The following is a 22,455-nucleotide window of genomic DNA, read 5'->3' on the forward strand; positions in this document are numbered from 1 at the left end:
CTTACTTAACCGCGTCTTTCAGTGCTTTACCAGAAACAAATGCCGGCACGTTAGCTGCGGCGATTTTGATTTCTTTACCGGTCTGCGGGTTGCGGCCAGTGCGCTCAGCACGGTGGTTCACTTTGAAGGTACCGAAACCAACCAGTTGTACAGCATCACCTTCTTTCAGAGACTCAGTAATTGCAGCCAGAGTGGATTCCAGAGCAGCTTTAGCCTGTACTTTAGACAGGTCAGCCTTGTCAGCAATTACATCAATCAGTTGAGTCTTGTTCATAAGTTATCCTTACAATGTGTTTATCGCTTGCTAAGCATCGAGTGCGACGGAAATGCCTGAAAAGCACTCTCCTGCATACACGCACCGATAGCCACTTTTTTTCGCCCCACAAATGTAGACCAGACGGGGGGCTAATTGGAAGCCTTCAGGCCCTACAAATCAGACTGTACGTCACGTTTTATTGTCTTACTGCTGCAAATTTATACCGATATTGCTGCTTCCGGCCTCGCGAAGGTCCGCGCGTAATCCTTTGATCAGTTCAATATCGCGTTCTTCGCAGTCGGCCAGCAGGCGGAAAATTTCCCACTGAATGTCCCATTCCTCTTCCACAACCGGGTTGGCCCGCAGCTCTTCGTCGGTCATTTCACGACCGGCCTGAGTCATTTCGAGCATCGCGACGGTGGTGATGGAGGTTTTACTCACCTCGATGGCGTGCTCCAGGGTTTCTCCTGAAAGACGCGAGTGAAGTAATTCACTGAGCGCCACGCACGCATCGATAGCCGGGTAGACGCCGTAAATATCATAGTCGTCCGCGGAAGGAATCGCCTCTTCGAGCTTTTCAAGCTGGCTGTCAAAGTTCACCTTCGCGTCTTTTACGATAAGCGTCTCCCAGATGAGATCGACGATACGACGGTAAAGCTGGGCATCGCCAAAGCCCGTTTGCTGGCAGAACATGGCGTAGTTTGGGTACATGCGCTCGCATAAAGAGGCCATGAAGGTGACGTGCTGCCAGCTTTCAAGCCTCTCCAGACGCAAATGAATGGGGTTTTGTAGCATAACGATGTCTCAAAGACGGGAAATTAGCGGCAGTTTACCCTAATCACCCCTGAATTGCTTGCCAGCGCGCGAAAGCAGGACGGCCCGATGCAACGGCATCCGCCCAGCGTGTAGGCTCCGGTAAACGGTAACCCGCCATGCATCGCTGCACCCACAGCAGCGCCGTGTCGACGCTTACCCGGTGTCCGGTAGCCACGAAGAGGGGGTTGCAGCGTTTTTTGCTGCGCCAGACCCAGGCCAGCTGCTCGCCCTTATCGATAAGCGGCCGCTTCTCCCCGACCTCATCGCCCAGCGGCTCAAAGCGCCCGCACAGCCGCTTTTTGGCGACGCCGATGGTCGGCACATCCACCAGCAGCCCAAAATGGCTGGCGACGCCGAGGCGGCGCGGGTGCGAGATGCCGTGACCGTCGACAAAGAGTAAATCGGGTTTGCGGGACAGCATCTCCCAGGCAGCCAGCAGCGCCGGGTATTCACGGAATGACAGGAAGCCGGGGATATAAGGCATAGTGGTGGCGATACGCGCCACCTTGTACTCCACCAGCTCAAGGGAAGGATATTTCAGCAGCACGATAGCGGCGCGCGTTACCTCGCCGCCCTGTTCAAACCCGACATCGGCTCCGGCAATAAACGCCGGAGGATCGACGTCAAAACGATCCTCGCGGATCACACTTGAAGCCAGTTCGATCTGTTGCTGACGTAGCGCTGCGAGATCCATTCCCTCTCCTTTTTTACTGATGATAGGGCGCTGACAGGCGGTGAACCGCCTCAACAAACGCACCCGCGTGTTCCGGCGGCACGTCCTGATGAATGCCGTGGCCGAGGTTAAAGACGTGCCCCTCGCCCTTGCCGAACCCTTGCAGAATGCCAGCAACCTCTTCTTCGATTCTGGCAGGTGGAGCATAAAGCATAGACGGGTCCATATTTCCCTGCAGCGCGACTTTGTGTCCTACGCGACGGCGGGCGTCGGCGATATCCGTTGTCCAGTCGAGGCCCAGCGCGTCGCAGCCGGTCTGCGCCATGGCCTCCAGCCACTGTCCGCCGCCTTTGGTGAACAGCGTTACCGGCACGCGGCGGCCTTCGTTTTCACGCAGCAGGCCGTCGACAATTTTATGCATGTAATACAAAGAGAACTGCTGATAGTCGCGCCCGGTCAGCACGCCGCCCCAGGTATCGAAAATCATCACCGACTGCGCGCCCGCTTTGATCTGCGCGTTCAGGTACAGCGTGACGCTTTGCGCCAGCTTATCAAGCAGCAGATGCAGCGCCTGCGGATCGGCGTACATCATCTTTTTGATAACGGTAAAAGCCTTGCTGCTGCCGCCTTCAACCATGTAGGTCGCAAGCGTCCATGGGCTACCGGAGAAGCCTATCAGCGGCACCTGCCCCGCCAGATTTTTACGGATGGTGCGCACCGCGTTCATCACGTAGCCCAGCTCGTCTTCCGGATCGGGAATCGGCAGTTTTTCCACGTCGGCACGGCTGGCGATCGGCGAGGTAAAACGCGGCCCCTCGCCCGCTTCGAAATAGAGGCCAAGCCCCATCGCGTCCGGCACGGTGAGGATATCAGAGAAGAGGATCGCCGCATCCAGGGCGTAACGACGCAGCGGCTGCAGGGTGACTTCGCAGGCCAGCTCGGCGTTTTTACACAGCGACATAAAATCGCCGGCCTGCGCGCGGGTGGCCTTGTACTCCGGCAGATAGCGTCCCGCCTGTCTCATCATCCATACCGGCGTGATATCCACGGGCTGGCGCTGCAGGGCGCGGAGGTAACGATCGTTCTTCAGTTCAGTCATTTTTTGCATTTCCTTTGGCTGTATGCGGCCAGTTTACCACGTCATTCGTACTCTGCCCGACAGGCGGCGACGGTGTCCTCAATCAATCGCCGCGCCACGGTGCCCGCCGCCGGGATCAGGGGTAACTGGTCGTAGCGATACCACTGCGCGTCTATCAACTCTTTAGGATCGATTTTAATGTCGCCGCTGTGGTATTCCGCCGTAAACGCCGTCATCAGCGACTGCGGGAACGGCCAGGGCTGCGAGGTTACATAACGCAGGTTTTTCACCCGTATATTGCTCTCCTCCATCACCTCACGCGCAACGGCCTGTTCAAGAGTTTCGCCAACTTCCACAAAGCCGGCCAGCACGGTATAAACGCCGTTGCGGTGGCGGGTATGCTGGGCGAGCAGGATATGATCGTCCCGACGTATCGCCACGATAATGCAGGGCGCGATTTGCGGGTAATAGCGTTCGCGGCAATGGCTGCACAGCATGGCCCATTCGGTTTTGCTTGCGTGCATCTCGTGTCCGCAGTAGCCGCAAAACTTATGGGAACGATAGAATTCGGCAAGCTGCACGCCGCGTCCTGCCAGCTGGAAAAGGCCCACGTCCCGATCGATAACCTGCCGCACCGAGCCCATATCCTGGCGGCGGTTCTGCCGAATCAGCCAGACCGGTTCGCCTTCCCACTCGCCAATCTGCCTGCCGTCGGCGCCGTCGAGCTGAAAATCCGCGGCCGCGCCGAAAGGCAGCTCGCCTTGCGGCAACCATAATTTTTGCTCATGGCTGACGATAAACCAGCCGTGGTCTGATTTTTGAATTACACGTTCCATAACCTGGTGCACATCCCCCTGGACACTGGTATAAACAATAGTCGTTAGATTTTTTTGGGTACGTTTGCGTTAAATCTTATAACTCACGGAGTCAATCATGCTTAACCGGTTAGAGAGTCTGACTGAGCGCGTTGGTGGTAGTAATGAGTTAGTCGACCAATGGCTATATGCCCGCAAACAATTGCTGGTGGCGTATTACAATATGGTCGGGATCAAGCCTAACAAGGAATCTCATTCTGCGCTTAATGAAAAGGCGCTGGATACTTTCTGCCATAATCTTGTCGATTACCTTTCCGCCGGACATTTCAATATTTATGAGCGCATTATTGATGAAATGGAAGGCACCAGCCCGCTTTTAGCCGCCACGCAAATTTATCCGCAGCTGCAGGCCAACACCCAACAGATCATGGAGTTCTACGACACCAATCTGGAAAACGCCATCGACGATGATAACTGCATTGAGTTCCAGCAGGCATTGTCTGGTATCGGCGAGGCGCTGGAAGCGCGCTTCTCGCTGGAAGATAAGCTCATTGAGCTGGCTTACGCCAACAATCTGCATAGCAGTGCAAACGACGCCAGCGGCCCTTGCACGCCCGGCTTGAGTTCTGCGCTGTTAACGAGTAATTTACAAAACGGTCCGTAGCAATACGGGCTTCTTCTTGTCGGAGTGCCGAGTGCGAAAGCACCGGCTGAGACCGTTAATTCGGGATCCGCGGAACCTGATCAGGTTAAAACCTGCGAAGGGAACAAGAGTAATTCTGCTTTTGGGCACGCCCCTGCGCGGGTCACCCATATTCATTACTCCATCCGTCGTTCTGACAAGCCACTCCTGAAAACACTGGAATGAGCTATGTCTGCATCTGAAAAAAAACCAACCCGCCGCGAACAACGCGCCGCAGCCCAACACTTCATCAATACGCTTGAAGGCACCGCTTTCCCGAACTCGAGGCGCATTTACCTGACGGGTTCGCGGGGGGACATTCGTGTTCCCATGCGCGAAATCCAGCTCAGCCCAACGATGACGAGCGGCAGCAAGGACAACCCGCAGTACGAGCCCAACGACGCGGTGCCGGTTTATGACACCTCCGGTCCTTACGGCGATCCGGCGATCGCCATCGACGTGCTGCGCGGGCTTTTGCCGTTGCGCAGCGGCTGGATTGAAGAGCGCGGCGACAGCGAAGCGCTGGCCGGCCGCAGTTCCGCTTATACCAGAGAGCGCCTTGCTGACGACGGCCTGGACGATCTGCGTTTTGAAACGCGCCTCACGCCGCGCCGCGCTAAAAGCGGGAAATGCGTGACCCAGTTGCACTACGCCCGCAAAGGCATCGTCACGCCAGAAATGGAGTTTATCGCGGTACGTGAAAACATGGGCCGCGAGCGCATTCGCGACGCTGTCTTACGCCACCAGCATCCGGGCGAAGGCTTTGGCGCCCGCCTGCCGGAAAATATCACAGCGGAATTTGTGCGTGATGAGGTTGCCGCCGGCCGGGCGATTATCCCGGCTAATATCAACCATCCCGAATCCGAGCCGATGATTATCGGGCGCAACTTCCTGGTGAAGGTCAATGCCAATATCGGCAACTCGGCGGTGACGTCCTCCATTGAAGAAGAAGTGGAAAAGCTGGTCTGGTCGACCCGCTGGGGCGCGGACACGGTTATGGACCTCTCTACCGGGCGCTATATTCACGAAACCCGCGAGTGGATTTTACGCAACAGCCCGGTGCCGATCGGAACCGTGCCGATCTATCAGGCGCTGGAAAAGGTTAACGGCATCGCCGAAGACCTCACCTGGGAGATGTTCCGCGACACGCTGCTGGAGCAGGCCGAGCAAGGCGTGGATTACTTCACCATTCACGCGGGCGTGCTGTTGCGCTACGTGCCGATGACCGCCAGGCGTCTTACCGGCATCGTCTCGCGCGGCGGTTCGATTATGGCGAAGTGGTGCCTGTCCCATCATCAGGAGAACTTCCTGTATGAGCACTTCCGCGAAATCTGTGAAATCTGCGCCGCCTATGACGTCTCGCTTTCGCTGGGCGACGGCCTGCGCCCCGGCTCCATTCAGGACGCCAACGACGAAGCGCAGTTTGCCGAGCTGCACACGCTGGGCGAACTGACCAAAATCGCCTGGCAGTATGACGTGCAGGTAATGATTGAAGGGCCGGGGCATGTGCCGATGCAGATGATCCGCCGCAACATGACCGAAGAGCTGGAGCATTGCCATGAGGCGCCGTTCTACACCCTGGGGCCGTTAACGACCGATATCGCCCCGGGCTATGACCACTTCACCTCCGGCATTGGCGCGGCGATGATCGGCTGGTTTGGCTGCGCGATGCTTTGCTACGTCACGCCCAAAGAGCACCTCGGGCTGCCGAACAAAGAGGACGTTAAGCAGGGGCTGATTACCTACAAAATTGCGGCGCACGCCGCGGATCTGGCCAAAGGCCATCCCGGCGCCCAAATTCGCGATAACGCCATGTCGAAGGCGCGTTTCGAATTCCGCTGGGAAGACCAGTTTAACCTGGCGCTCGACCCCTTCACCGCCCGCGCCTATCACGACGAAACCCTGCCGCAGGAGTCCGGCAAGGTCGCGCACTTCTGCTCGATGTGCGGGCCGAAATTCTGCTCGATGAAGATTTCCCAGGAGGTACGCGATTTCGCCGCGAAGCAGGCCATTGAAGTCGGCATGGAGGATATGTCGCAATCCTTCCGGGCGAAAGGCGGGGAAATTTATCTGCGTCAGGAGGAAGTATGACGGCTAAACCCGATTTCCCTGCCGTGCCGCAGCGGCTGGGGCTTTACCCGGTCGTGGACAGCGTGGAGTGGATTGCCCGGCTGCTTGAGGCGGGCGTTCGCACCCTTCAGCTACGCATCAAAGACAAGCGCGACGAAGAGGTCGAAGCCGACATTATCGCCGCCGTCAGGCTCGGCCAGCGCTTTGAGGCGCGGCTGTTTATTAACGATTACTGGCGTTTAGCCATCAAACATCGCGCCTACGGCGTGCACTTAGGCCAGCAGGATATGGACGTCGCCAACCTGGATGCGATACGCGATGCGGGCCTGCGGCTTGGGCTTTCCACGCACGACAATATGGAAATGGATCGCGCCCTTGCGGCGCGCCCTTCTTATATCGCGCTCGGGCATGTCTTTCCGACCCAAACCAAACAGATGCCCTCTTCCCCGCAGGGGCTGGCACAGCTTGCCGCGCATGTCAAAACCCTCGGCGATTACCCGACGGTGGCGATCGGCGGCATCAGCATTGACCGCGTGCCTGCGGTTCTCGCGACGGGCGTGGGAAGCGTGGCGGTGGTCAGCGCGATAACCCAGGCGCCGGACTGGCGGGCGGCGACGGCGCGGCTTCTTGAACTCGCGGGAGCCGGCGATGAATGATACAGATTTCATGCGCTACAGCCGCCAGCTTCTGCTTGAGGACGTGGCGCTGGAAGGGCAGCAAAAGCTGCTCGCCAGCCGCGTTCTGATCGTCGGGCTGGGCGGACTGGGCTCTCCGGCCGCGCTTTACCTTGCCGCCGCGGGCGTCGGCACGTTGATTCTGGCGGATGACGACAAGGTGCATATCAGCAACCTGCAGCGCCAGATTCTGTTCACCTCGCAGGATATCGACCAGCCGAAGTCACAGGCGGCCCGGCGTCACCTTCAGCAGCTTAACCCCGGCATCCAGCTGCGGGCGATAAGCGAACGCCTGCACGGAGAGGCTCTTAGCCAGGCCGTCAGCAATGTCGATCTGGTGCTGGACTGCAGCGATAACATGGCAACCCGCCATGCTATCAACTCGGCCTGTGTCGCTCAGGGCAAGCCTTTGATTTCCGCCAGCGCCGTGGGGTTTGGCGGCCAGCTAATGGTGTTAACGCCGCCCTGGGACAACGGATGCTATCGCTGCTTATGGCCGGACGAAAACGAACCTGAAAGGAACTGCCGCACCGCGGGCGTCATCGGCCCGGTTGTCGGCGTAATGGGCACGCTGCAGGCGCTGGAAGCGATCAAACTGCTGACCGGCATGGCCCCGGCGACCGGCTCTTTAAGGCTGTTCGACGCCCGTCAGCACGGCTGGCGCACGCTCAGCATGCAGAAAGCCGCGGGCTGCCCGGTTTGCGGAGGGCAAGATGCGCATCCACTTTAACGATGAGCCGATGCAGTGCGCCGATAACCTGACGCTTGCAAAACTGCTGGAACAGCTGCGTTTACTGAAGCCGGGCGTTGCGCTGGCCGTAAACCAGACCATAGTGCCACGGGCGCGCTGGGAAACCCAGATGCTGCACGATGGCGACCAGATCCTGCTTTTTCAGGCCATAGCCGGAGGTTGATATGCTGCAGATCGCTGATAAAACTTTTTCTTCCCGCCTGTTTACCGGCAGCGGAAAATTCGCCTCACCCGAGGTGATGGTGGAGGCCATCCGCGCATCCGGCTCGCAGCTGGTGACCATGGCGATGAAACGCGTCGATTTGCGCAATCATAACGACGCTATTCTGGCTCCTTTGCTGGCGGCAGGCGTACAGCTGTTGCCCAACACTTCCGGCGCCAAAACGGCGGAGGAAGCCGTATTTGCGGCGCGGCTGGCCCGCGAAGCGCTTGGCTCGCGCTGGGTTAAGCTTGAGATCCATCCGGACGCCCGCTACCTGCTGCCCGACGCCATCGAAACGCTGAAGGCGGCTGAAATACTCGTCAAGCAGGGCTTTATCGTACTGCCATACTGCGGCGCGGATCCGGTTTTATGCCGACGGCTGGAAGAAGCAGGCTGCGCGGCGGTAATGCCGCTCGGCGCGCCGATTGGCTCAAATCAGGGCCTGCAGACCCGCGCCCTGCTGGAAATTATTATCGAGCAGGCACGGGTGCCGGTGGTTGTGGATGCGGGTATTGGCGCGCCGAGCCACGCCGCCGAAGCGCTGGAAATGGGTGCCAGCGCCGTTCTGGTCAATACCGCCATTGCCGTAGCTCAGGACCCGGTGCAGATGGCGCGGGCTTTCCGCCTGGCGGTAGAAGCCGGCGCCACGGCGGCGAAATCCGGCTTAGGGATGCGCCACCAGCAGGCGCAGGCCTCCAGCCCGTTGACGCAGTTTCTGCAGTTCAGCCAGGAGGACGCGTGATGGCGGCAACCTTCACCGAACGCTGGCGCGAGCTGGACTGGGACGACATCACTCTTAAGATCAACGCTAAAACGGCGGCAGACGTTGAACGGGCGCTAAGCGCCCGCAAAGTCACCCGCGACGATCTTATGGCCCTGCTCTCTCCTGCCGCCGGCCGGTTTCTCGAACCGCTCGCCCAGCGGGCTCAGCGCTTAACCCGCCAGCGTTTTGGCAATACCGTCAGCTTTTATGTGCCGTTGTACCTTTCAAATCTCTGCGCCAACGACTGCACCTACTGCGGCTTCTCCATGAGCAACAGGCTCAAACGCAAAACGCTGGATGAATCTGAGATCGCAAGGGAGTGCGAGGCGATTCGCAAGCTGGGCTTTGACCAGCTGCTGCTGGTCACCGGCGAGCATCAGACCAGGGTGGGCATGGATTATTTTCGTCAGCATCTGCCCGCCATCCGCAGCAAATTCAGCTCGCTGCAGATGGAAGTGCAGCCGCTGGATGAGCATGAATATGCGGAGCTAAAAACGCTCGGCCTGGACGGCGTGATGGTTTACCAGGAAACCTATCATCAGGCGGTATACGCGCAGCATCATCTGCGCGGCAACAAGCAGGATTTTTTCTGGCGGCTGGAAACCCCGGATCGGCTGGGGCGCGCAGGCATAGATAAAATCGGCCTTGGCGCGCTGATTGGCCTTTCCAACAGCTGGCGCACCGACTGTTTTATGGTGGCGGAGCATCTGCTGTGGCTGCAGCAACGCTACTGGCAAAGCCGTTATTCTGTTTCCTTCCCTCGCCTGCGGCCCTGCACCGGCGGTGTGGAGCCCGCTTCGGTGATGAGCGAAAGCCAGCTGGTGCAGGCGATCTGCGCTTTTCGCCTGCTGGCGCCCGACGTAGAGCTTTCTTTGTCCACGCGCGAATCCCCCTGGTTTCGCGATCGCGTTATTCCGCTGGCCATTAATAACGTGAGCGCCTTTTCCAGAACCCAGCCGGGCGGCTATGCCGATAACCATCCTGAGCTTGAACAGTTCGCCCCGCACGACGGACGGACGCCGTCGGAAGTCGCCGCGGCCCTGACGCGTTCGGGCCTGCAGCCCGTGTGGAAAGACTGGGACAGCTACCTGGGAAGAAACTCGCCGTAGCGCTGGAGACTACAGATAAGTAAAAGAGCCGCAGAGCGCCGACGGGCGTTCTGCGATTCCGCATTGCCTGGCCGTTATGCCTAAAATAAACGCGCTTTTTTCCATGGCGAAACAAGAACTGTAACCGGTTTCAGGATTTCGCCATTTCTTTTGTGATACCTCACACACAATCAAGCTAAAGCGGTTGTTGCACTGCCGCCTCGCGGATAATTATCTGTCTATCCAACGGGCATTGAGAGCAGATTATGAAAAATATCGTTTTGTGTTGTGCTGCAGGTATGTCTACCAGCATTCTGGTTCAACGAATGAAAGATGCAGCGTCGAAGAAGGGTATCGAAGTTTCTATCAAGGCTGTCCCTGTCGCAGAATTCAAAGACAATATTGATACCGCTGACGTTGTGCTTCTCGGTCCACAGGTTAAATACGAGCACGCCAAGCTGCAGGCTATCGCGGAGCCTATGGGCAAAACCGTCGCCGTTATCGATATGATGGATTACGGCATGATGAAAGGCGACGTGGTGCTCGAGAAAGCTTTGAAACTAATGGAGTGAGGAAGACGTGGAAGATTTAGAATCGATTATCATGGAACTGCTGGTCAACGCCGGTAGCGCACGTAGCCAGGCGCTGACGGCGCTGCAGCTCGCGCGCAAAGGGGATTTTGCAGCGGCCCGAGCAGGCGATGGAAGAGTCGCGCGAGTTCGTAAAGCACGCGCATAAAATTCAGACCCAGCTTATCGGGCTGGACGAAGGCACCGGCAAGCTGCCTGTTAACCTGATTACCGTTCATTCGCAGGATCACCTGATGAACGCGATGGTCATTCAGGATCTGGCGGGCGACATGATTGAACTGTACCGCCGTCTGCCGCTCATCAACTGATTGCCTTCCTGTTCAGACATAAAAATGCCCGCCTTGTCGGGCATTTTTATTTCCTGCCTTAAATTCGACTACAAAACGCCCGCCGCAATCGCCGTAAAACTTACCCGTAATTGTTCTATGCTTCAGTATTAATTTTATGAGGCCGCACTAAGCGCCAGGAGTACGAGAGATGGTTAAAGATAAGACTGTCATGACCGGAAAATGCCACTGCGGAGCCGTGCGTTTTCAGGCCACGCTAAGCGACGGGCTGAACGCCGTACGCCGCTGTAACTGCTCATATTGCCGTATGCGTGGCGCGGTGGTCGCCTCCGCGGAAATGGGTGGGGTGGTTATTGTGCAGGGAGAAGAGATGCTGACCAGCTACAGGTTTAATACCGGAACGGCGCAACACTTCTTCTGCTCGCGTTGCGGAATTTATACGCATCACCAGCGGCGTTCTAACCCGCAGCAGTATGGGGTGAACGTGGCCTGCCTTGAGGGCGTGAGCCCGTTTGATTTTACCGAAGTGCCGGTGATGGATGGAGTGAATCATACCCGCGATACCGGTAAGCCGGAGCGCCGGGCCGGTACTTTGCGTTTCATCGCGGAAGAATAAATTTGTTTGCTGTCGAAAAAAGCCTGTAAAAAAACCCGCCGAAGCGGGTTTTTATTTAGCGTTGGCTTACGAACGATTACTCGTCGTTGCCGCCGAGGTTGCCGGCGTTCAGCAGCTCTGCAAGGCTTGCAGAAGCGTCTTCAGCGGTAACCTGAGGCGCGGCAGGGATTTCACCCGCTGCGCGACGGCGCATACGATCCTGGTGGTACGCATAACCGGTACCGGCCGGGATCAGACGACCCACGATAACGTTCTCTTTCAGGCCGCGCAGTTCGTCACGTTTACCCGCAACGGCTGCTTCGGTAAGCACACGAGTGGTCTCCTGGAACGATGCCGCGGAGATGAAGGACTCGGTTGCCAGAGAGGCTTTGGTGATACCCAGCAGGTCACGTGCGAAGGACACGTTGATCTTGCCGTTCGCTTCCAGTTCGCGGTTAGCGATCTTGATGCGGGAGTATTCAGCCTGCTCGCCTTCCAGGAAGTCGGAGCTGCCGGCGTTAACGATGGTTGCTTTACGCAGCATCTGACGCACGATGACTTCGATGTGTTTATCGTTAATCTTAACGCCCTGCAGACGGTAAACGTCCTGCACTTCGTTGGTGATGTAACGAGTAACAGCATACACGCCACGCAGACGCAGAATGTCGTGCGGAGACTCTGGACCATCGGAAACAACGTCGCCGCGTTCCACGCGCTCGCCTTCGAACACGTTCAGCTGACGCCATTTCGGAATCATCTCTTCGTAAGCATCGCTGCCGTCGATTGGGGAGATAACCAGACGGCGTTTGCCTTTGGTTTCTTTACCAAACGAGATGATACCGCTGATTTCAGCAAGGATCGCAGGCTCTTTCGGACGACGCGCTTCGAACAGGTCGGCAACGCGTGGCAGACCACCGGTAATATCCTTGGTACCGCCGGATTCCTGTGGAATACGCGCCAGGGTATCACCCGCACTGATCTGAATGCCGTCTTCCAGCTGAACGATAGCTTTACCCGGCAGGAAGTACTGAGCAGGCATATCGGAGCCTGGGATCAGAACGTCGTTGCCCTGGGCATCAACGATTTTCAGCGCCGGACGCAGGTCTTTACCACCCGCGGTACGTTCTGCAGAATCCAGAACCACCAGGGATGACAGGCCGGTCAGCTCGTCGGTCTGACGCGTAATGGTCTGGCCGTCGATCATGTCGGTGAAGCGGATGAAACCACTTACCTCGGTGATGACCGGCATGGTGTGCGGATCCCAGTTCGCGACGGTTTCGCCCGCTGCAACCTGCTCGCCGTCACCCTTCGCCATAACCGCACCGTAAGGCACTTTATAGCTCTCTTTGGTACGACCGAATTCGTCGATAAGCTTCAGCTCGGTGTTACGGGAAGTCACCACCAGCTTGCCGGTAGAGTTCACAACCGACTTCGCGTTGCTGAGCTTGATGCTACCTTTGTTCTTAACCTGAATGCTGGATTCAGCAGCAGAACGGGATGCCGCACCACCGATGTGGAACGTACGCATCGTCAGCTGTGTACCAGGTTCACCGATGGACTGCGCCGCGATAACCCCGATAGCTTCGCCTTTGTTGATGATGTGACCACGTGCCAGGTCGCGACCATAGCAGTGCGCACACACGCCGAAGTCGGTTTCGCAACCTACAACGGAACGTACTTTTACGCTGTCAACAGAGTTAGCTTCTAACAGGTCACACCATTGCTCGTTGAGCAGGGTGTTACGCGTTACCAGGATATCTGCGGTGCCCGGCTTGAGCACGTCTTCAGCCGTAACACGGCCCAGAACGCGATCGCGCAGCGGTTCTTTAACGTCGCCACCTTCGATAACCGGAGTCATCAGGATGCCTTCGTGAGTACCACAGTCGTCTTCGGTCACCACCAGGTCCTGAGCGACGTCAACCAGACGACGAGTCAGATAACCGGAGTTCGCCGTTTTCAGTGCGGTATCCGCCAGACCTTTACGAGCACCGTGGGTGGAGATGAAGTACTGGAGTACGTTCAGACCTTCACGGAAGTTCGCGGTGATTGGCGTTTCGATGATGGAACCATCTGGTTTCGCCATCAGACCACGCATACCTGCCAGCTGACGAATCTGTGCTGCGGAACCACGCGCACCGGAGTCGGCCATCATGTAGATGCTGTTGAAAGAAACCTGCTGCTCTTCTTCGCCGTTACGGTTAATAACGGTTTCAGTTTGCAGGTTGTCCATCATCGCTTTGGATACACGATCGTTCGCCGCGGCCCAGATATCGATAACTTTGTTGTAACGCTCGCCCGCCGTAACCAGACCGGACTGGAACTGCTCCTGAATCTCAGCAACTTCTGCTTCGGCTTCAGAAATGATTTCAGTTTTCTTCTCCGGGATGACCATGTCATCGATACCAACGGATGCACCTGAACGCGCTGCATAAGCAAAGCCGGTGTACATCGTCTGGTCAGCGAAGATTACGGTCGGCTTCAGACCCAGAATGCGATAACAGGTGTTCAGCATTTTGGAGATCGCTTTCTTGCCCAGCGCCTGGTTGACGATGGAGAAAGGCAGACCTTTCGGTACGATCATCCACAAAATCGCACGACCTACGGTGGTGTCGATCAGGCTGGTTTTCGCAACGAACTCGCCGCTTGCATCTTTTTCATACTCGGTGATACGCACTTTTACACGCGCATGCAAAGAGGCCAGGCCGGCGCGATAGATACGCTCAGCTTCTTTAGGGCCGGTCAGCACCATGCCTTCGCCTTTGGCGTTAACACAGTCACGGGTCATGTAGTACAGACCCAGTACAACGTCCTGAGAAGGAACGATGATTGGCTCGCCGTTCGCAGGTGACAGGATGTTGTTGGTCGACATCATCAGCGCACGCGCTTCCAGCTGGGCTTCAAGCGTCAGCGGAACGTGTACGGCCATCTGGTCACCATCGAAGTCGGCGTTATATGCCGCACAAACCAGCGGGTGCAGCTGGATAGCTTTACCTTCGATAAGGACCGGTTCAAATGCCTGGATACCCAAACGGTGCAGGGTTGGTGCACGGTTCAGCAGTACCGGGTGTTCGCGGATAACTTCGTCCAGGATATCCCAGACGACGGCTTCTTCGCGCTCAACCATTTTCTTGGCGGCTTTAATGGTGGTAGCAAGACCACGCAGTTCCAGCTTGCCGTAGATGAACGGTTTGAACAGCTCCAGCGCCATTTTCTTCGGCAGGCCGCACTGATGCAGACGCAGGTATGGACCTACGGTGATAACAGAACGACCGGAGTAGTCAACGCGTTTACCCAGCAGGTTCTGACGGAAACGACCCTGCTTACCTTTGATCATATCGGCCAAAGATTTCAGAGGACGCTTGTTAGAACCGGTGATCGCACGACCGCGACGGCCGTTATCCAGCAGGGCGTCTACCGCTTCTTGCAGCATACGTTTTTCGTTGCGTACGATGATGTCCGGCGCAGCCAGGTCCAGCAGACGTTTCAGACGGTTGTTACGGTTAATGACGCGACGATACAGATCGTTTAGGTCAGAAGTCGCAAAACGACCGCCGTCCAGCGGCACCAGCGGACGCAGATCCGGCGGCAGAACCGGCAGAACGGTCAGGATCATCCACTCCGGCTTGTTGCCGGACTGCACGAACGCTTCCAGCAGCTTGATACGCTTGGTCAGCTTTTTACGCTTGGTTTCGGAGTTGGTTTCGTTCAGCTCTTCGCGCAGAGTTTCACACTCCTGCTCCAGATCCATGCTTTTCAGCAGGGCCTGAATAGCTTCCGCACCCATCTTCGCGTCGAATTCGTCGCCGAACTCTTCCAGCGCGTCCAGATACTGCTCTTCGGTCAGGATCTGACGACGCTCGAGGTTGGTCATTCCGCCTTCGATAACAACATAAGATTCGAAGTACAGTACGCGCTCGATATCACGTAGCGGCATGTCTAACAGCAGGCCGATACGGGATGGCAGAGATTTCAGGAACCAAATGTGCGCGGTTGGGGAAGCCAGTTCGATGTGGCCCATGCGCTCACGACGCACTTTGGTCTGGGTCACTTCAACGCCGCACTTCTCACAAATAACGCCACGGTGTTTTAAGCGCTTGTACTTACCGCACAGGCACTCATAGTCTTTTACCGGCCCGAAAATACGAGCGCAGAACAGGCCGTCACGTTCTGGTTTGAACGTACGGTAGTTAATGGTTTCCGGCTTTTTAACTTCACCGAAAGACCATGAACGGATCATGTCTGGCGAGGCCAGAGCAATTTTGATCGCATCAAACTCTTCGGTTTTAGTTTGCGCTTTCAGAAACTTTAATAAGTCTTTCACGGATTTGCTCCCGTCGGAGTTAGCACTCTCTGATGCCCGGCGTTAGCCGGGCACCCTGGACCTTTTGAGCAACGATTACTCGTCTTCCAGCTCGATGTTGATACCCAGCGAACGGATCTCTTTCAACAGTACGTTGAAGGATTCCGGCATGCCTGGTTCCATCTGATGATTGCCGTCCACGATGTTTTTATACATCTTCGTACGGCCGTTCACGTCATCAGACTTCACGGTCAGCATTTCCTGCAGAGTATAGGCAGCGCCGTATGCTTCCAGCGCCCACACTTCCATCTCACCGAAGCGCTGACCACCGAACTGAGCCTTACCACCCAGCGGCTGCTGGGTAACCAGGCTGTAAGAACCGGTAGAACGCGCGTGCATTTTGTCATCAACCAGGTGGTTCAGTTTCAGCATGTACATGTAACCTACGGTTACAGGACGCTCAAACTGCTCACCGGTACGGCCGTCGAACAGGGTAATCTGACCGGAAGTCGGCAGGCCACCCAGCTGCAGCAGTTCTTTGATTTCCGACTCTTTCGCACCGTCGAATACCGGAGTAGCAATCGGCATACCTTTTTTCAGGTTTTCAGCCAGGCGCAGAACTTCTTCGTCGGTGAAGGAATTCAGATCGACCTTCTGACGAACGTCTGTACCCAGGTCATACGCTTTCTGGATGAATTCGCGCAGTTTGGCGACTTCCTGCTGCTGTTTAAGCATGGCGTTGATCTTCTCACCGATGCCTTTTGCAGCCATACCCAGGTGGGTTTCCAGAATCTGACCGATGTTCATACGAGACGGTACGCCCAGCGGGTTCAGTACGATGTCTACCGGCGTGCCGTTTTCATCGTAAGGCATATCTTCGATCGGGTTGATCTTGGAGATAACACCTTTGTTCCCGTGACGACCTGCCATCTTGTCACCAGGCTGGATCTGACGCTTAACGGCCAGATACACTTTCACGATTTTCAGCACGCCAGGTGCCAGGTCATCGCCCTGAGTGATTTTGCGGCGCTTGGCTTCTAGTTTCTTCTCAAACTCGTGCTTCAGCTCGTCGTACTGCTCCGCCAGCTGTTCGAGCTGGTTTTGCTTCTCTTCGTCGGTCAGACCCAGTTCCAGCCAGCGGTCGCGAGGCAGTTTGTCGAGCTTCTCAGCTTCAACGCCGCCGGCAACCAGTACCGCATGGATACGGGCAAACAGACCAGCTTCAAAGATCTGCAGTTCTTCAGTCAGGTCTTTCTTCGCCTGCTTAAGCTGCATCTCTTCGATTTCCAGCGCGCGCTTGTCTTTTTCCACGCCATCGCGGGTGAAGACCTGCACATCGATAACGGTACCGGAAACGCCGTTTGGTACGCGCAGAGAAGAGTCTTTAACGTCAGACGCTTTCTCACCGAAGATTGCACGCAGCAGCTTCTCTTCCGGAGTCAGCTGGGTTTCACCTTTCGGCGTTACCTTACCAACCAGAATGTCGCCGCCGGTCACTTCAGCACCGATATAAACGATACCGGATTCATCCAGTTTGGAGAGCGCAGCTTCACCCACGTTAGGGATGTCGGCGGTGATCTCTTCTGGCCCCAGCTTGGTGTCGCGAGACACGCACGCCAGTTCCTGGATGTGAATAGTAGTGAAACGATCTTCCTGAACCACACGCTCGGAAACGAGGATGGAGTCTTCGAAGTTGTAGCCGTTCCACGGCATGAACGCTACGCGCATGTTCTGGCCAAGCGCCAGCTCGCCGAGGTCGGTAGACGGACCGTCTGCCAACACGTCGCCACGTTCAATAGGTTCGCCCAGGGACACGCATGGCATCTGGTTGATGCAGGTGTTCTGGTTAGAACGGGTGTACTTAGTCAGGTTATAGATGTCGATACCCGCTTCGCCGGCATGCATCTCGTCTTCGTTAACTTTGATAACGATACGGGAAGCATCCACGTACTGAACGGTACCGCCACGTTTAGCTACGGCGGTTACGCCGGAGTCAACGGCAACGGCACGTTCCATACCGGTACCTACCAGCGGCTTGTCAGCGCGCAGAGTTGGTACGGCCTGACGTTGCATGTTCGCACCCATCAATGCACGGTTGGCGTCATCGTGTTCCAGGAACGGAATCAGGCTTGCCCCGACGGAAACCACCTGCTGGGTGGAAACGTCCATGTAGTCAACCTGGTCGTTGCTGAACAAGCTTGATTCGCCTTTGCTACGGCAGGTAACCAGGTCGTCGACGAAACGGCCTTCTTCGTCCAGGTTGGTGTTCGCCTGGGCGATAACATAGTTACCTTCTTCGATAGCAGACAGATAATGAATTTCGTCTGTTACCACGCCATCAACTACGCGACGATACGGGGTTTCCAGGAAGCCGTATTCGTTGGTCTGTGCATAAACAGACAGGGAGTTGATCAGACCGATGTTCGGGCCTTCAGGCGTTTCGATAGGACATACACGACCGTAGTGGGTTGGGTGTACGTCACGGACTTCGAAGCCTGCGCGCTCACGGGTCAAACCGCCCGGGCCGAGTGCGGAGATACGACGCTTGTGCGTAATCTCAGACAGCGGGTTGTTCTGGTCCATAAACTGAGACAGCTGGCTGGAACCGAAGAACTCTTTTACCGCAGCAGAGATAGGCTTGGCGTTGATCATATCCTGAGGCATCAGGGTATCCAGATCGCCTAAAGACAGACGCTCTTTCACCGCACGCTCAACACGTACCAGGCCTACGCGGAACTGGTTTTCCGCCATTTCGCCTACGGAACGGATACGACGGTTGCCGAGGTGGTCGATATCATCCACTTCGCCCTGGCCGTTACGAATGCCGATAAGCTTGCGCATAACTTCGATGATGTCGTCTTTGCTCAGAATGCCTGAACCTTCGATTTCATCACGCAGCAGAGAACGGTTGAACTTCATACGACCCACCGCGGACAGATCGTAGCGGTCTTCGGAGAAGAACAGGTTCTCGAACAGGCTTTCGGCTGCTTCACGCGTTGGCGGCTCGCCAGGACGCATCATGCGGTAGATCTCAACCAGCGCGCTCAGGCGATCGTTGGTTGGGTCGACGCGGATGGTCTCGGAGATGTACGGGCCATGATCCAGATCGTTGGTAAACAGCGTTTCAATACGCTTGTGGCCGGACTGGCTCAGCTTAGCCAGCAGATCCAAAGACAGTTCCATGTTCGCCGGGCAAATCAGCTCGCCGGTAGAAGCATCAACGTAGTCTTTAGCCGCGACTTTGCCAGCAATGTATTCAACCGGAACTTCGATAAGCTTGATATCGTCTTTTTCCAGCTGGCGAATGTGGCGCGCGGTGATGCGGCGGCCTTTTTCGACATACACTTTGCCGTCAGCTTCGATGTCGAAGGATGCGGTCTCGCCACGCAGGCGTTCCGGCACCAGCTCCATCTGCAGCTTGTTGTCACGGATTTCGAAATTAACTTTCTCAAAGAACAGATCGAGGATCTGCTCGGTGGTGTAGTTCAACGCACGCAGAATAATGGTCGCTGGCAGTTTGCGGCGACGGTCGATACGTACGAACAGGTTGTCTTTCGGGTCGAATTCGAAATCCAGCCAGGAACCACGGTAAGGGATGATACGTGCGTTATACAGCACCTTCCCTGAAGAGTGGGTTTTACCCTTATCACTGTCAAAGAACACGCCTGGGCTACGGTGCAACTGAGATACGATAACGCGCTCAGTCCCGTTGATAACAAACGTACCGTTGTCGGTCATGAGTGGAATTTCACCCATGTAGACTTCTTGTTCTTTAATGTCTTTTACGGTGCCTTCTGGCGCTTCACGCTCGTAGATCACCAGACGCAGTTTTACGCGCAGCGGAGCAGAATACGTCACGCCACGGATCTGACACTCTTTGACATCGAAAACTGGTTCGCCAAGACGATAGCTGACGTACTGCAGTTCCGAATTGCCGCTGTAGCTCTGGATTGGGAACACGGAACGGAAAGCTGCTTCCAGACCGTACTGCCCTTCAGGATCTTGCTCGATAAACTTCTGGAACGAGTCAAGCTGGATAGAAAGGAGATAAGGAATGTCCAGCACTTGCGGACGTTTTCCAAAATCCTTACGAATACGTTTTTTCTCGGTATAGGAGTAAACCATAGGGTTCCTCAGCTCGCTGACAAGTCGACCCATCTGTCCGACGGAGGGACAGTTTGTGCAACACTATTTTGTGGACCGGAAAGTGGAACACTTCCCGCAATACCTGTTTCTATCACTCTTAAACCATTTCGCTACGCTTTACCCCGGAACTCCCGGCGTAGAAAGTCGCAGTATATTAAGTCGTCGATAGAGACATGCATTGAATGGAGACCAGTAGTCAAACAGTGTGAAACGCTACTGGTACCCTACAGCGCAAAAAGGCTGGTGACTAAAAAGTCACCAGCCATCAGCCTGATTTCTCAGGCTGCAACCGGAAGGGTCGGCTTATTTAACTTCAACTTCAGCGCCAGCTTCTTCCAGAGATTTTTTCAGAGCTTCAGCGTCATCTTTGCTCACGCCTTCTTTCAGCGCAGCTGGTGCAGACTCAACCAGGTCTTTAGCTTCTTTCAGACCCAGGCCAGTTGCGCCACGAACTGCTTTGATAACGGCAACTTTGTTAGCGCCAGCAGCTTTCAGAATAACGTCGAACTCGGTTTTCTCTTCAGCAGCTTCAGCTGGGGCCTGCAGCAACAGCTACAGCGGCAGCAGCGGAAACACCGAATTTTTCTTCCATTGCAGAAATCAGTTCTACAACGTCCATTACGGACATAGCGGATACTGCTTCAATGATTTGATCTTTAGTGATAGACATAACAATTGTTCCTGAAAATCAGAATTAGTTTATACGTAAGCAAATGCGTTAGAAAAGAAAGCGCTATTAAGCAGCTTCTTTCTGATCGCGTACAGCAGCCAGAGTGCGAACCAGTTTGCCTGCAGAGGCTTCTTTCATGGTTGCCATCAGGCGTGCGATTGCTTCTTCGTAAGTTGGCAGAGTTGCCAGGCGATCGATCTGGGCCGCCGGGATCAGCTCACCTTCAAAGGCTGCAGCTTTAACCTCGAATTTTGCATTCGCTTTCGCGAACTCTTTGAACAGACGAGCAGCAGCGCCCGGGTGTTCCATAGAGTATGCAATCAAGGTTGGACCAACAAACGTGTCTTTCAGGCACTCGAACTGAGTACCTTCAACGACGCGGCGCAGCAGGGTGTTACGAACAACACGCATGTAAACGCCAGCTTCACGACCTGCTTTACGCAGTTCAGTCATTTTATCTACGGTAACGCCACGGGAATCCGCAACAACCGCAGACAGCGCGCCTTTGGCTACTTCGCTGACTTCAGCAACAATCGCTTGTTTGTCTTGAAGATTTAAAGCCATTAGCTTTGCTCCTGGATATTAGCCGGGGTTACCCCCGGAACTCACTTCACTCATTACCAAAACGATAATGAACGTCGACATACGGTGAGCAGAAACAAGCCAAAGACTATCAAAAATATTCTTCAGGTTCTGTCACCGTCTACGCAGGAAATTAAGCCTCTTGCGAGACGCCTGCGGTCTTGGACGGAGGCCTGGATAAGGCCAGGCTCCAACCGAAAATTCTGTGTGCCCTGCAAGCAAGGCAACGGGCGTAAGATTGTAGACTAATCGAACGCCCGCGTAAAGCAGCGATTATTAGTTCGCCACCGCGTTCAGACCAGACTGGTCGATCGCAACACCTGCGCCCATGGTGGTGGACAGGCTAACTTTCTTAATGAAAACGCCTTTCGCCTGAGAAGGTTTTGCTTTTTTCAGCGCAACCAGCAGGGATTCCAGGTTTTCTTTCAGTTTGTCAGCGTCAAAATCCACTTTACCGATGGTGGTGTGAATGATGCCGTTTTTGTCGTTACGGTAACGAACCTGACCAGCTTTAGCGTTCTTAACCGCGTCAGCAACGTTAGGCGTTACAGTACCAACTTTCGGGTTAGGCATCAGGCCACGTGGACCCAGAACCTGGCCCAGCTGGCCAACAACGCGCATTGCATCTGGAGATGCGATAACAACGTCAAAGTTCATTTCGCCTTTTTTGATCTGGTCTGCCAGATCTTCCATACCTACCAGCTCAGCGCCAGCAGCTTTAGCTGCTTCAGCGTTAGGGCCCTGGGCAAATACGGCTACGCGAACTGAACGGCCAGTACCGTGCGGCAGTACGGTTGCACCACGTACGTTCTGGTCAGATTTACGAGCGTCGATGCCGAGGTTAACAGCAACGTCAACGCTTTCTACGAATTTAGCAGTGGCCAGCTCTTTGAGCAGAGCAACGGCTTCGTTGATGTCATACTGTTTGGTCGCATCAACTTTGTCACGGATCACGCGCATGCGCTTGGTCAGTTTAGCCATTTCTTAATCCTCCACTACCAGGCCCATGGAACGAGCAGTACCTTCGATGGAGCGAGTCATCGCTTCAACGTCAGAACCAGTCATGTCCGCAGCTTTGGTTTCTGCGATTTCACGCACCTGAGCACGGGTCACTTTACCCACTTTATCTTTGTTCGGCTTGCCGGAACCAGATTTGATGCCAGCAGCTTTCTTCAGCAGAACTGCAGCCGGTGGGGTTTTAGTAACGAAAGTGAAAGAACGGTCAGCGTAAACGGTAATAACAACCGGAATTGGCAGACCTTTCTCGATGGAATCAGTTTTGGCGTTGAACGCTTTACAGAATTCCATGATGTTAACACCCTGCTGACCCAGAGCTGGACCAACCGGTGGACTTGGGTTCGCCATACCAGCTGCAACCTGCAGCTTGACGTAGGCTTGTACTTTCTTAGCCATCTAA

General features: G+C 55.6%; 19 protein-coding genes, 2 pseudogenes and 1 riboswitch. Of the genes and pseudogenes, 10 read left to right on the forward strand and 11 right to left on the reverse strand.

Annotated features, from left to right (window positions below; genetic code table 11):
- Position 1: 1 nt before the first annotated feature.
- The 5 genes from hupA to nudC all read right to left on the reverse strand — a co-directional run bounded on the left by hupA (position 2) and on the right by nudC (position 3,659).
- Positions 2–274, reverse strand: coding sequence for a nucleoid-associated protein HU-alpha (gene hupA, locus WLO32_RS19195; RefSeq protein WP_002445246.1), 273 nt, complete (start codon positions 272–274; stop codon positions 2–4).
- Between the two features lie 186 nt (positions 275–460).
- Complete coding sequence (locus WLO32_RS19200) at positions 461–1,051, reverse strand: YjaG family protein (protein ID WP_121268252.1); 591 nt, start codon at positions 1,049–1,051, stop codon at positions 461–463.
- 43 nt (positions 1,052–1,094) lie between these two features.
- A complete protein-coding gene (gene nfi / locus WLO32_RS19205; protein WP_435946575.1) occupies positions 1,095–1,766 on the reverse strand; it encodes a deoxyribonuclease V in 672 nt (223 codons plus the stop codon).
- Positions 1,767–1,779: 13 nt separating this feature from the next.
- A complete protein-coding gene (hemE, locus tag WLO32_RS19210) occupies positions 1,780–2,844 on the reverse strand; it encodes a uroporphyrinogen decarboxylase (RefSeq protein ID WP_435946577.1) in 1,065 nt (354 codons plus the stop codon).
- Between the two features lie 41 nt (positions 2,845–2,885).
- Positions 2,886–3,659: an NAD(+) diphosphatase gene (gene nudC / locus WLO32_RS19215; RefSeq protein ID WP_435946579.1), complete on the reverse strand. Its 774-nt coding sequence runs from the start codon at positions 3,657–3,659 to the stop codon at positions 2,886–2,888.
- 97 nt (positions 3,660–3,756) lie between these two features.
- On the opposite strand from nudC, the gene rsd reads away from it, so the two are divergent.
- The 10 genes and pseudogenes from rsd (at position 3,757) to WLO32_RS19265 (ending at position 11,361) form a co-directional block, all read left to right on the forward strand.
- On the forward strand, positions 3,757–4,302 hold the full coding sequence (rsd, locus tag WLO32_RS19220) for a sigma D regulator (RefSeq protein WP_435946580.1): 546 nt from the start codon (positions 3,757–3,759) through the stop codon (positions 4,300–4,302).
- A 10-nt stretch (positions 4,303–4,312) separates the two neighbouring features.
- Positions 4,313–4,422: riboswitch (TPP riboswitch) on the forward strand.
- Positions 4,423–4,509: 87 nt separating this feature from the next.
- Positions 4,510–6,411: a phosphomethylpyrimidine synthase ThiC gene (gene thiC, locus WLO32_RS19225; protein WP_435946581.1), complete on the forward strand. Its 1,902-nt coding sequence runs from the start codon at positions 4,510–4,512 to the stop codon at positions 6,409–6,411.
- A complete protein-coding gene (gene thiE, locus WLO32_RS19230; protein ID WP_435946582.1) occupies positions 6,408–7,046 on the forward strand; it encodes a thiamine phosphate synthase in 639 nt (212 codons plus the stop codon). Before thiC ends, thiE begins: the two co-directional genes overlap by 4 nt.
- A complete protein-coding gene (gene thiF, locus WLO32_RS19235; RefSeq protein WP_435946583.1) occupies positions 7,039–7,794 on the forward strand; it encodes a thiazole biosynthesis adenylyltransferase ThiF in 756 nt (251 codons plus the stop codon). Before thiE ends, thiF begins: the two co-directional genes overlap by 8 nt.
- Positions 7,778–7,978, forward strand: a complete 201-nt coding sequence (gene thiS / locus WLO32_RS19240; protein ID WP_435946584.1) for a sulfur carrier protein ThiS — start codon at positions 7,778–7,780, stop codon at positions 7,976–7,978. Before thiF ends, thiS begins: the two co-directional genes overlap by 17 nt.
- A 1-nt stretch (position 7,979) precedes the next feature.
- Positions 7,980–8,759: a thiazole synthase gene (gene thiG, locus WLO32_RS19245; RefSeq protein WP_435946586.1), complete on the forward strand. Its 780-nt coding sequence runs from the start codon at positions 7,980–7,982 to the stop codon at positions 8,757–8,759.
- Positions 8,759–9,889 carry a 2-iminoacetate synthase ThiH gene (thiH, locus tag WLO32_RS19250; RefSeq protein WP_435946587.1) on the forward strand — a complete coding sequence of 377 codons (1,131 nt, stop codon included), beginning with the start codon at positions 8,759–8,761 and terminating at the stop codon, positions 9,887–9,889. The genes thiG and thiH overlap by 1 nt, the downstream gene beginning before the upstream one ends.
- Positions 9,890–10,134: 245 nt before the next feature.
- A complete protein-coding gene (locus tag WLO32_RS19255; RefSeq protein WP_121268262.1) occupies positions 10,135–10,440 on the forward strand; it encodes a PTS sugar transporter subunit IIB in 306 nt (101 codons plus the stop codon).
- Positions 10,441–10,447: 7 nt separating this feature from the next.
- Positions 10,448–10,766, forward strand: a pseudogene (locus WLO32_RS19260) (PTS lactose/cellobiose transporter subunit IIA).
- Between the two features lie 169 nt (positions 10,767–10,935).
- On the forward strand, positions 10,936–11,361 hold the full coding sequence (locus WLO32_RS19265; protein WP_435946588.1) for a GFA family protein: 426 nt from the start codon (positions 10,936–10,938) through the stop codon (positions 11,359–11,361).
- A 76-nt stretch (positions 11,362–11,437) separates the two neighbouring features.
- Here the strand turns inward: WLO32_RS19265 and rpoC are convergent, their stop codons facing one another.
- From rpoC to rplK, 6 genes and pseudogenes are all read right to left on the reverse strand, one after another.
- Complete coding sequence (rpoC, locus tag WLO32_RS19270; protein ID WP_435946589.1) at positions 11,438–15,661, reverse strand: DNA-directed RNA polymerase subunit beta'; 4,224 nt, start codon at positions 15,659–15,661, stop codon at positions 11,438–11,440.
- Positions 15,662–15,736: 75 nt separating this feature from the next.
- A complete protein-coding gene (gene rpoB, locus WLO32_RS19275) occupies positions 15,737–19,765 on the reverse strand; it encodes a DNA-directed RNA polymerase subunit beta (RefSeq protein ID WP_435946590.1) in 4,029 nt (1,342 codons plus the stop codon).
- 324 nt (positions 19,766–20,089) lie between these two features.
- Positions 20,090–20,456 (reverse strand): annotated as a pseudogene (rplL, locus tag WLO32_RS19280) (50S ribosomal protein L7/L12).
- Between the two features lie 66 nt (positions 20,457–20,522).
- Complete coding sequence (rplJ, locus tag WLO32_RS19285) at positions 20,523–21,020, reverse strand: 50S ribosomal protein L10 (protein WP_012882962.1); 498 nt, start codon at positions 21,018–21,020, stop codon at positions 20,523–20,525.
- Between the two features lie 294 nt (positions 21,021–21,314).
- Positions 21,315–22,019 (reverse strand): 50S ribosomal protein L1, encoded by a 705-nt coding sequence (gene rplA, locus WLO32_RS19290; protein ID WP_121268268.1) that lies wholly within the window; start codon positions 22,017–22,019, stop codon positions 21,315–21,317.
- A gap of 3 nt (positions 22,020–22,022) precedes the next feature.
- Entirely contained in the window at positions 22,023–22,451 is a 429-nt protein-coding gene (gene rplK, locus WLO32_RS19295) for a 50S ribosomal protein L11 (protein ID WP_121268269.1), read from the reverse strand.
- Between the last annotated feature and the right edge of the window lie 4 nt (positions 22,452–22,455).

The sequence above is a fragment of the Dryocola mayonis genome (assembly GCF_051307045.1).
In the GTDB taxonomy this organism is placed as follows: Bacteria; Pseudomonadota; Gammaproteobacteria; order Enterobacterales; family Enterobacteriaceae; genus Dryocola.

What these genes read in the sequence shown, in the direction of transcription:
- hupA (WP_002445246.1), bottom strand. Translation starts at nt 274, where the DNA reads ATGAACAAGACTCAACTGATTGATGTAATTGCTGACAAGGCTGACCTG.
- WLO32_RS19200 (WP_121268252.1), bottom strand. Translation starts at nt 1,051, where the DNA reads ATGCTACAAAACCCCATTCATTTGCGTCTGGAGAGGCTTGAAAGCTGG.
- nfi (WP_435946575.1), bottom strand. Translation starts at nt 1,766, where the DNA reads ATGGATCTCGCAGCGCTACGTCAGCAACAGATCGAACTGGCTTCAAGT.
- hemE (WP_435946577.1), bottom strand. Translation starts at nt 2,844, where the DNA reads ATGACTGAACTGAAGAACGATCGTTACCTCCGCGCCCTGCAGCGCCAG.
- nudC (WP_435946579.1), bottom strand. Translation starts at nt 3,659, where the DNA reads ATGGAACGTGTAATTCAAAAATCAGACCACGGCTGGTTTATCGTCAGC.
- rsd (WP_435946580.1), top strand. Translation starts at nt 3,757, where the DNA reads ATGCTTAACCGGTTAGAGAGTCTGACTGAGCGCGTTGGTGGTAGTAAT.
- thiC (WP_435946581.1), top strand. Translation starts at nt 4,510, where the DNA reads ATGTCTGCATCTGAAAAAAAACCAACCCGCCGCGAACAACGCGCCGCA.
- thiE (WP_435946582.1), top strand. Translation starts at nt 6,408, where the DNA reads ATGACGGCTAAACCCGATTTCCCTGCCGTGCCGCAGCGGCTGGGGCTT.
- thiF (WP_435946583.1), top strand. Translation starts at nt 7,039, where the DNA reads ATGAATGATACAGATTTCATGCGCTACAGCCGCCAGCTTCTGCTTGAG.
- thiS (WP_435946584.1), top strand. Translation starts at nt 7,778, where the DNA reads ATGCGCATCCACTTTAACGATGAGCCGATGCAGTGCGCCGATAACCTG.
- thiG (WP_435946586.1), top strand. Translation starts at nt 7,980, where the DNA reads ATGCTGCAGATCGCTGATAAAACTTTTTCTTCCCGCCTGTTTACCGGC.
- thiH (WP_435946587.1), top strand. Translation starts at nt 8,759, where the DNA reads ATGGCGGCAACCTTCACCGAACGCTGGCGCGAGCTGGACTGGGACGAC.
- WLO32_RS19255 (WP_121268262.1), top strand. Translation starts at nt 10,135, where the DNA reads ATGAAAAATATCGTTTTGTGTTGTGCTGCAGGTATGTCTACCAGCATT.
- WLO32_RS19265 (WP_435946588.1), top strand. Translation starts at nt 10,936, where the DNA reads ATGGTTAAAGATAAGACTGTCATGACCGGAAAATGCCACTGCGGAGCC.
- rpoB (WP_435946590.1), bottom strand. Translation starts at nt 19,765, where the DNA reads ATGGTTTACTCCTATACCGAGAAAAAACGTATTCGTAAGGATTTTGGA.
- rplJ (WP_012882962.1), bottom strand. Translation starts at nt 21,020, where the DNA reads ATGGCTTTAAATCTTCAAGACAAACAAGCGATTGTTGCTGAAGTCAGC.
- rplA (WP_121268268.1), bottom strand. Translation starts at nt 22,019, where the DNA reads ATGGCTAAACTGACCAAGCGCATGCGCGTGATCCGTGACAAAGTTGAT.
- rplK (WP_121268269.1), bottom strand. Translation starts at nt 22,451, where the DNA reads ATGGCTAAGAAAGTACAAGCCTACGTCAAGCTGCAGGTTGCAGCTGGT.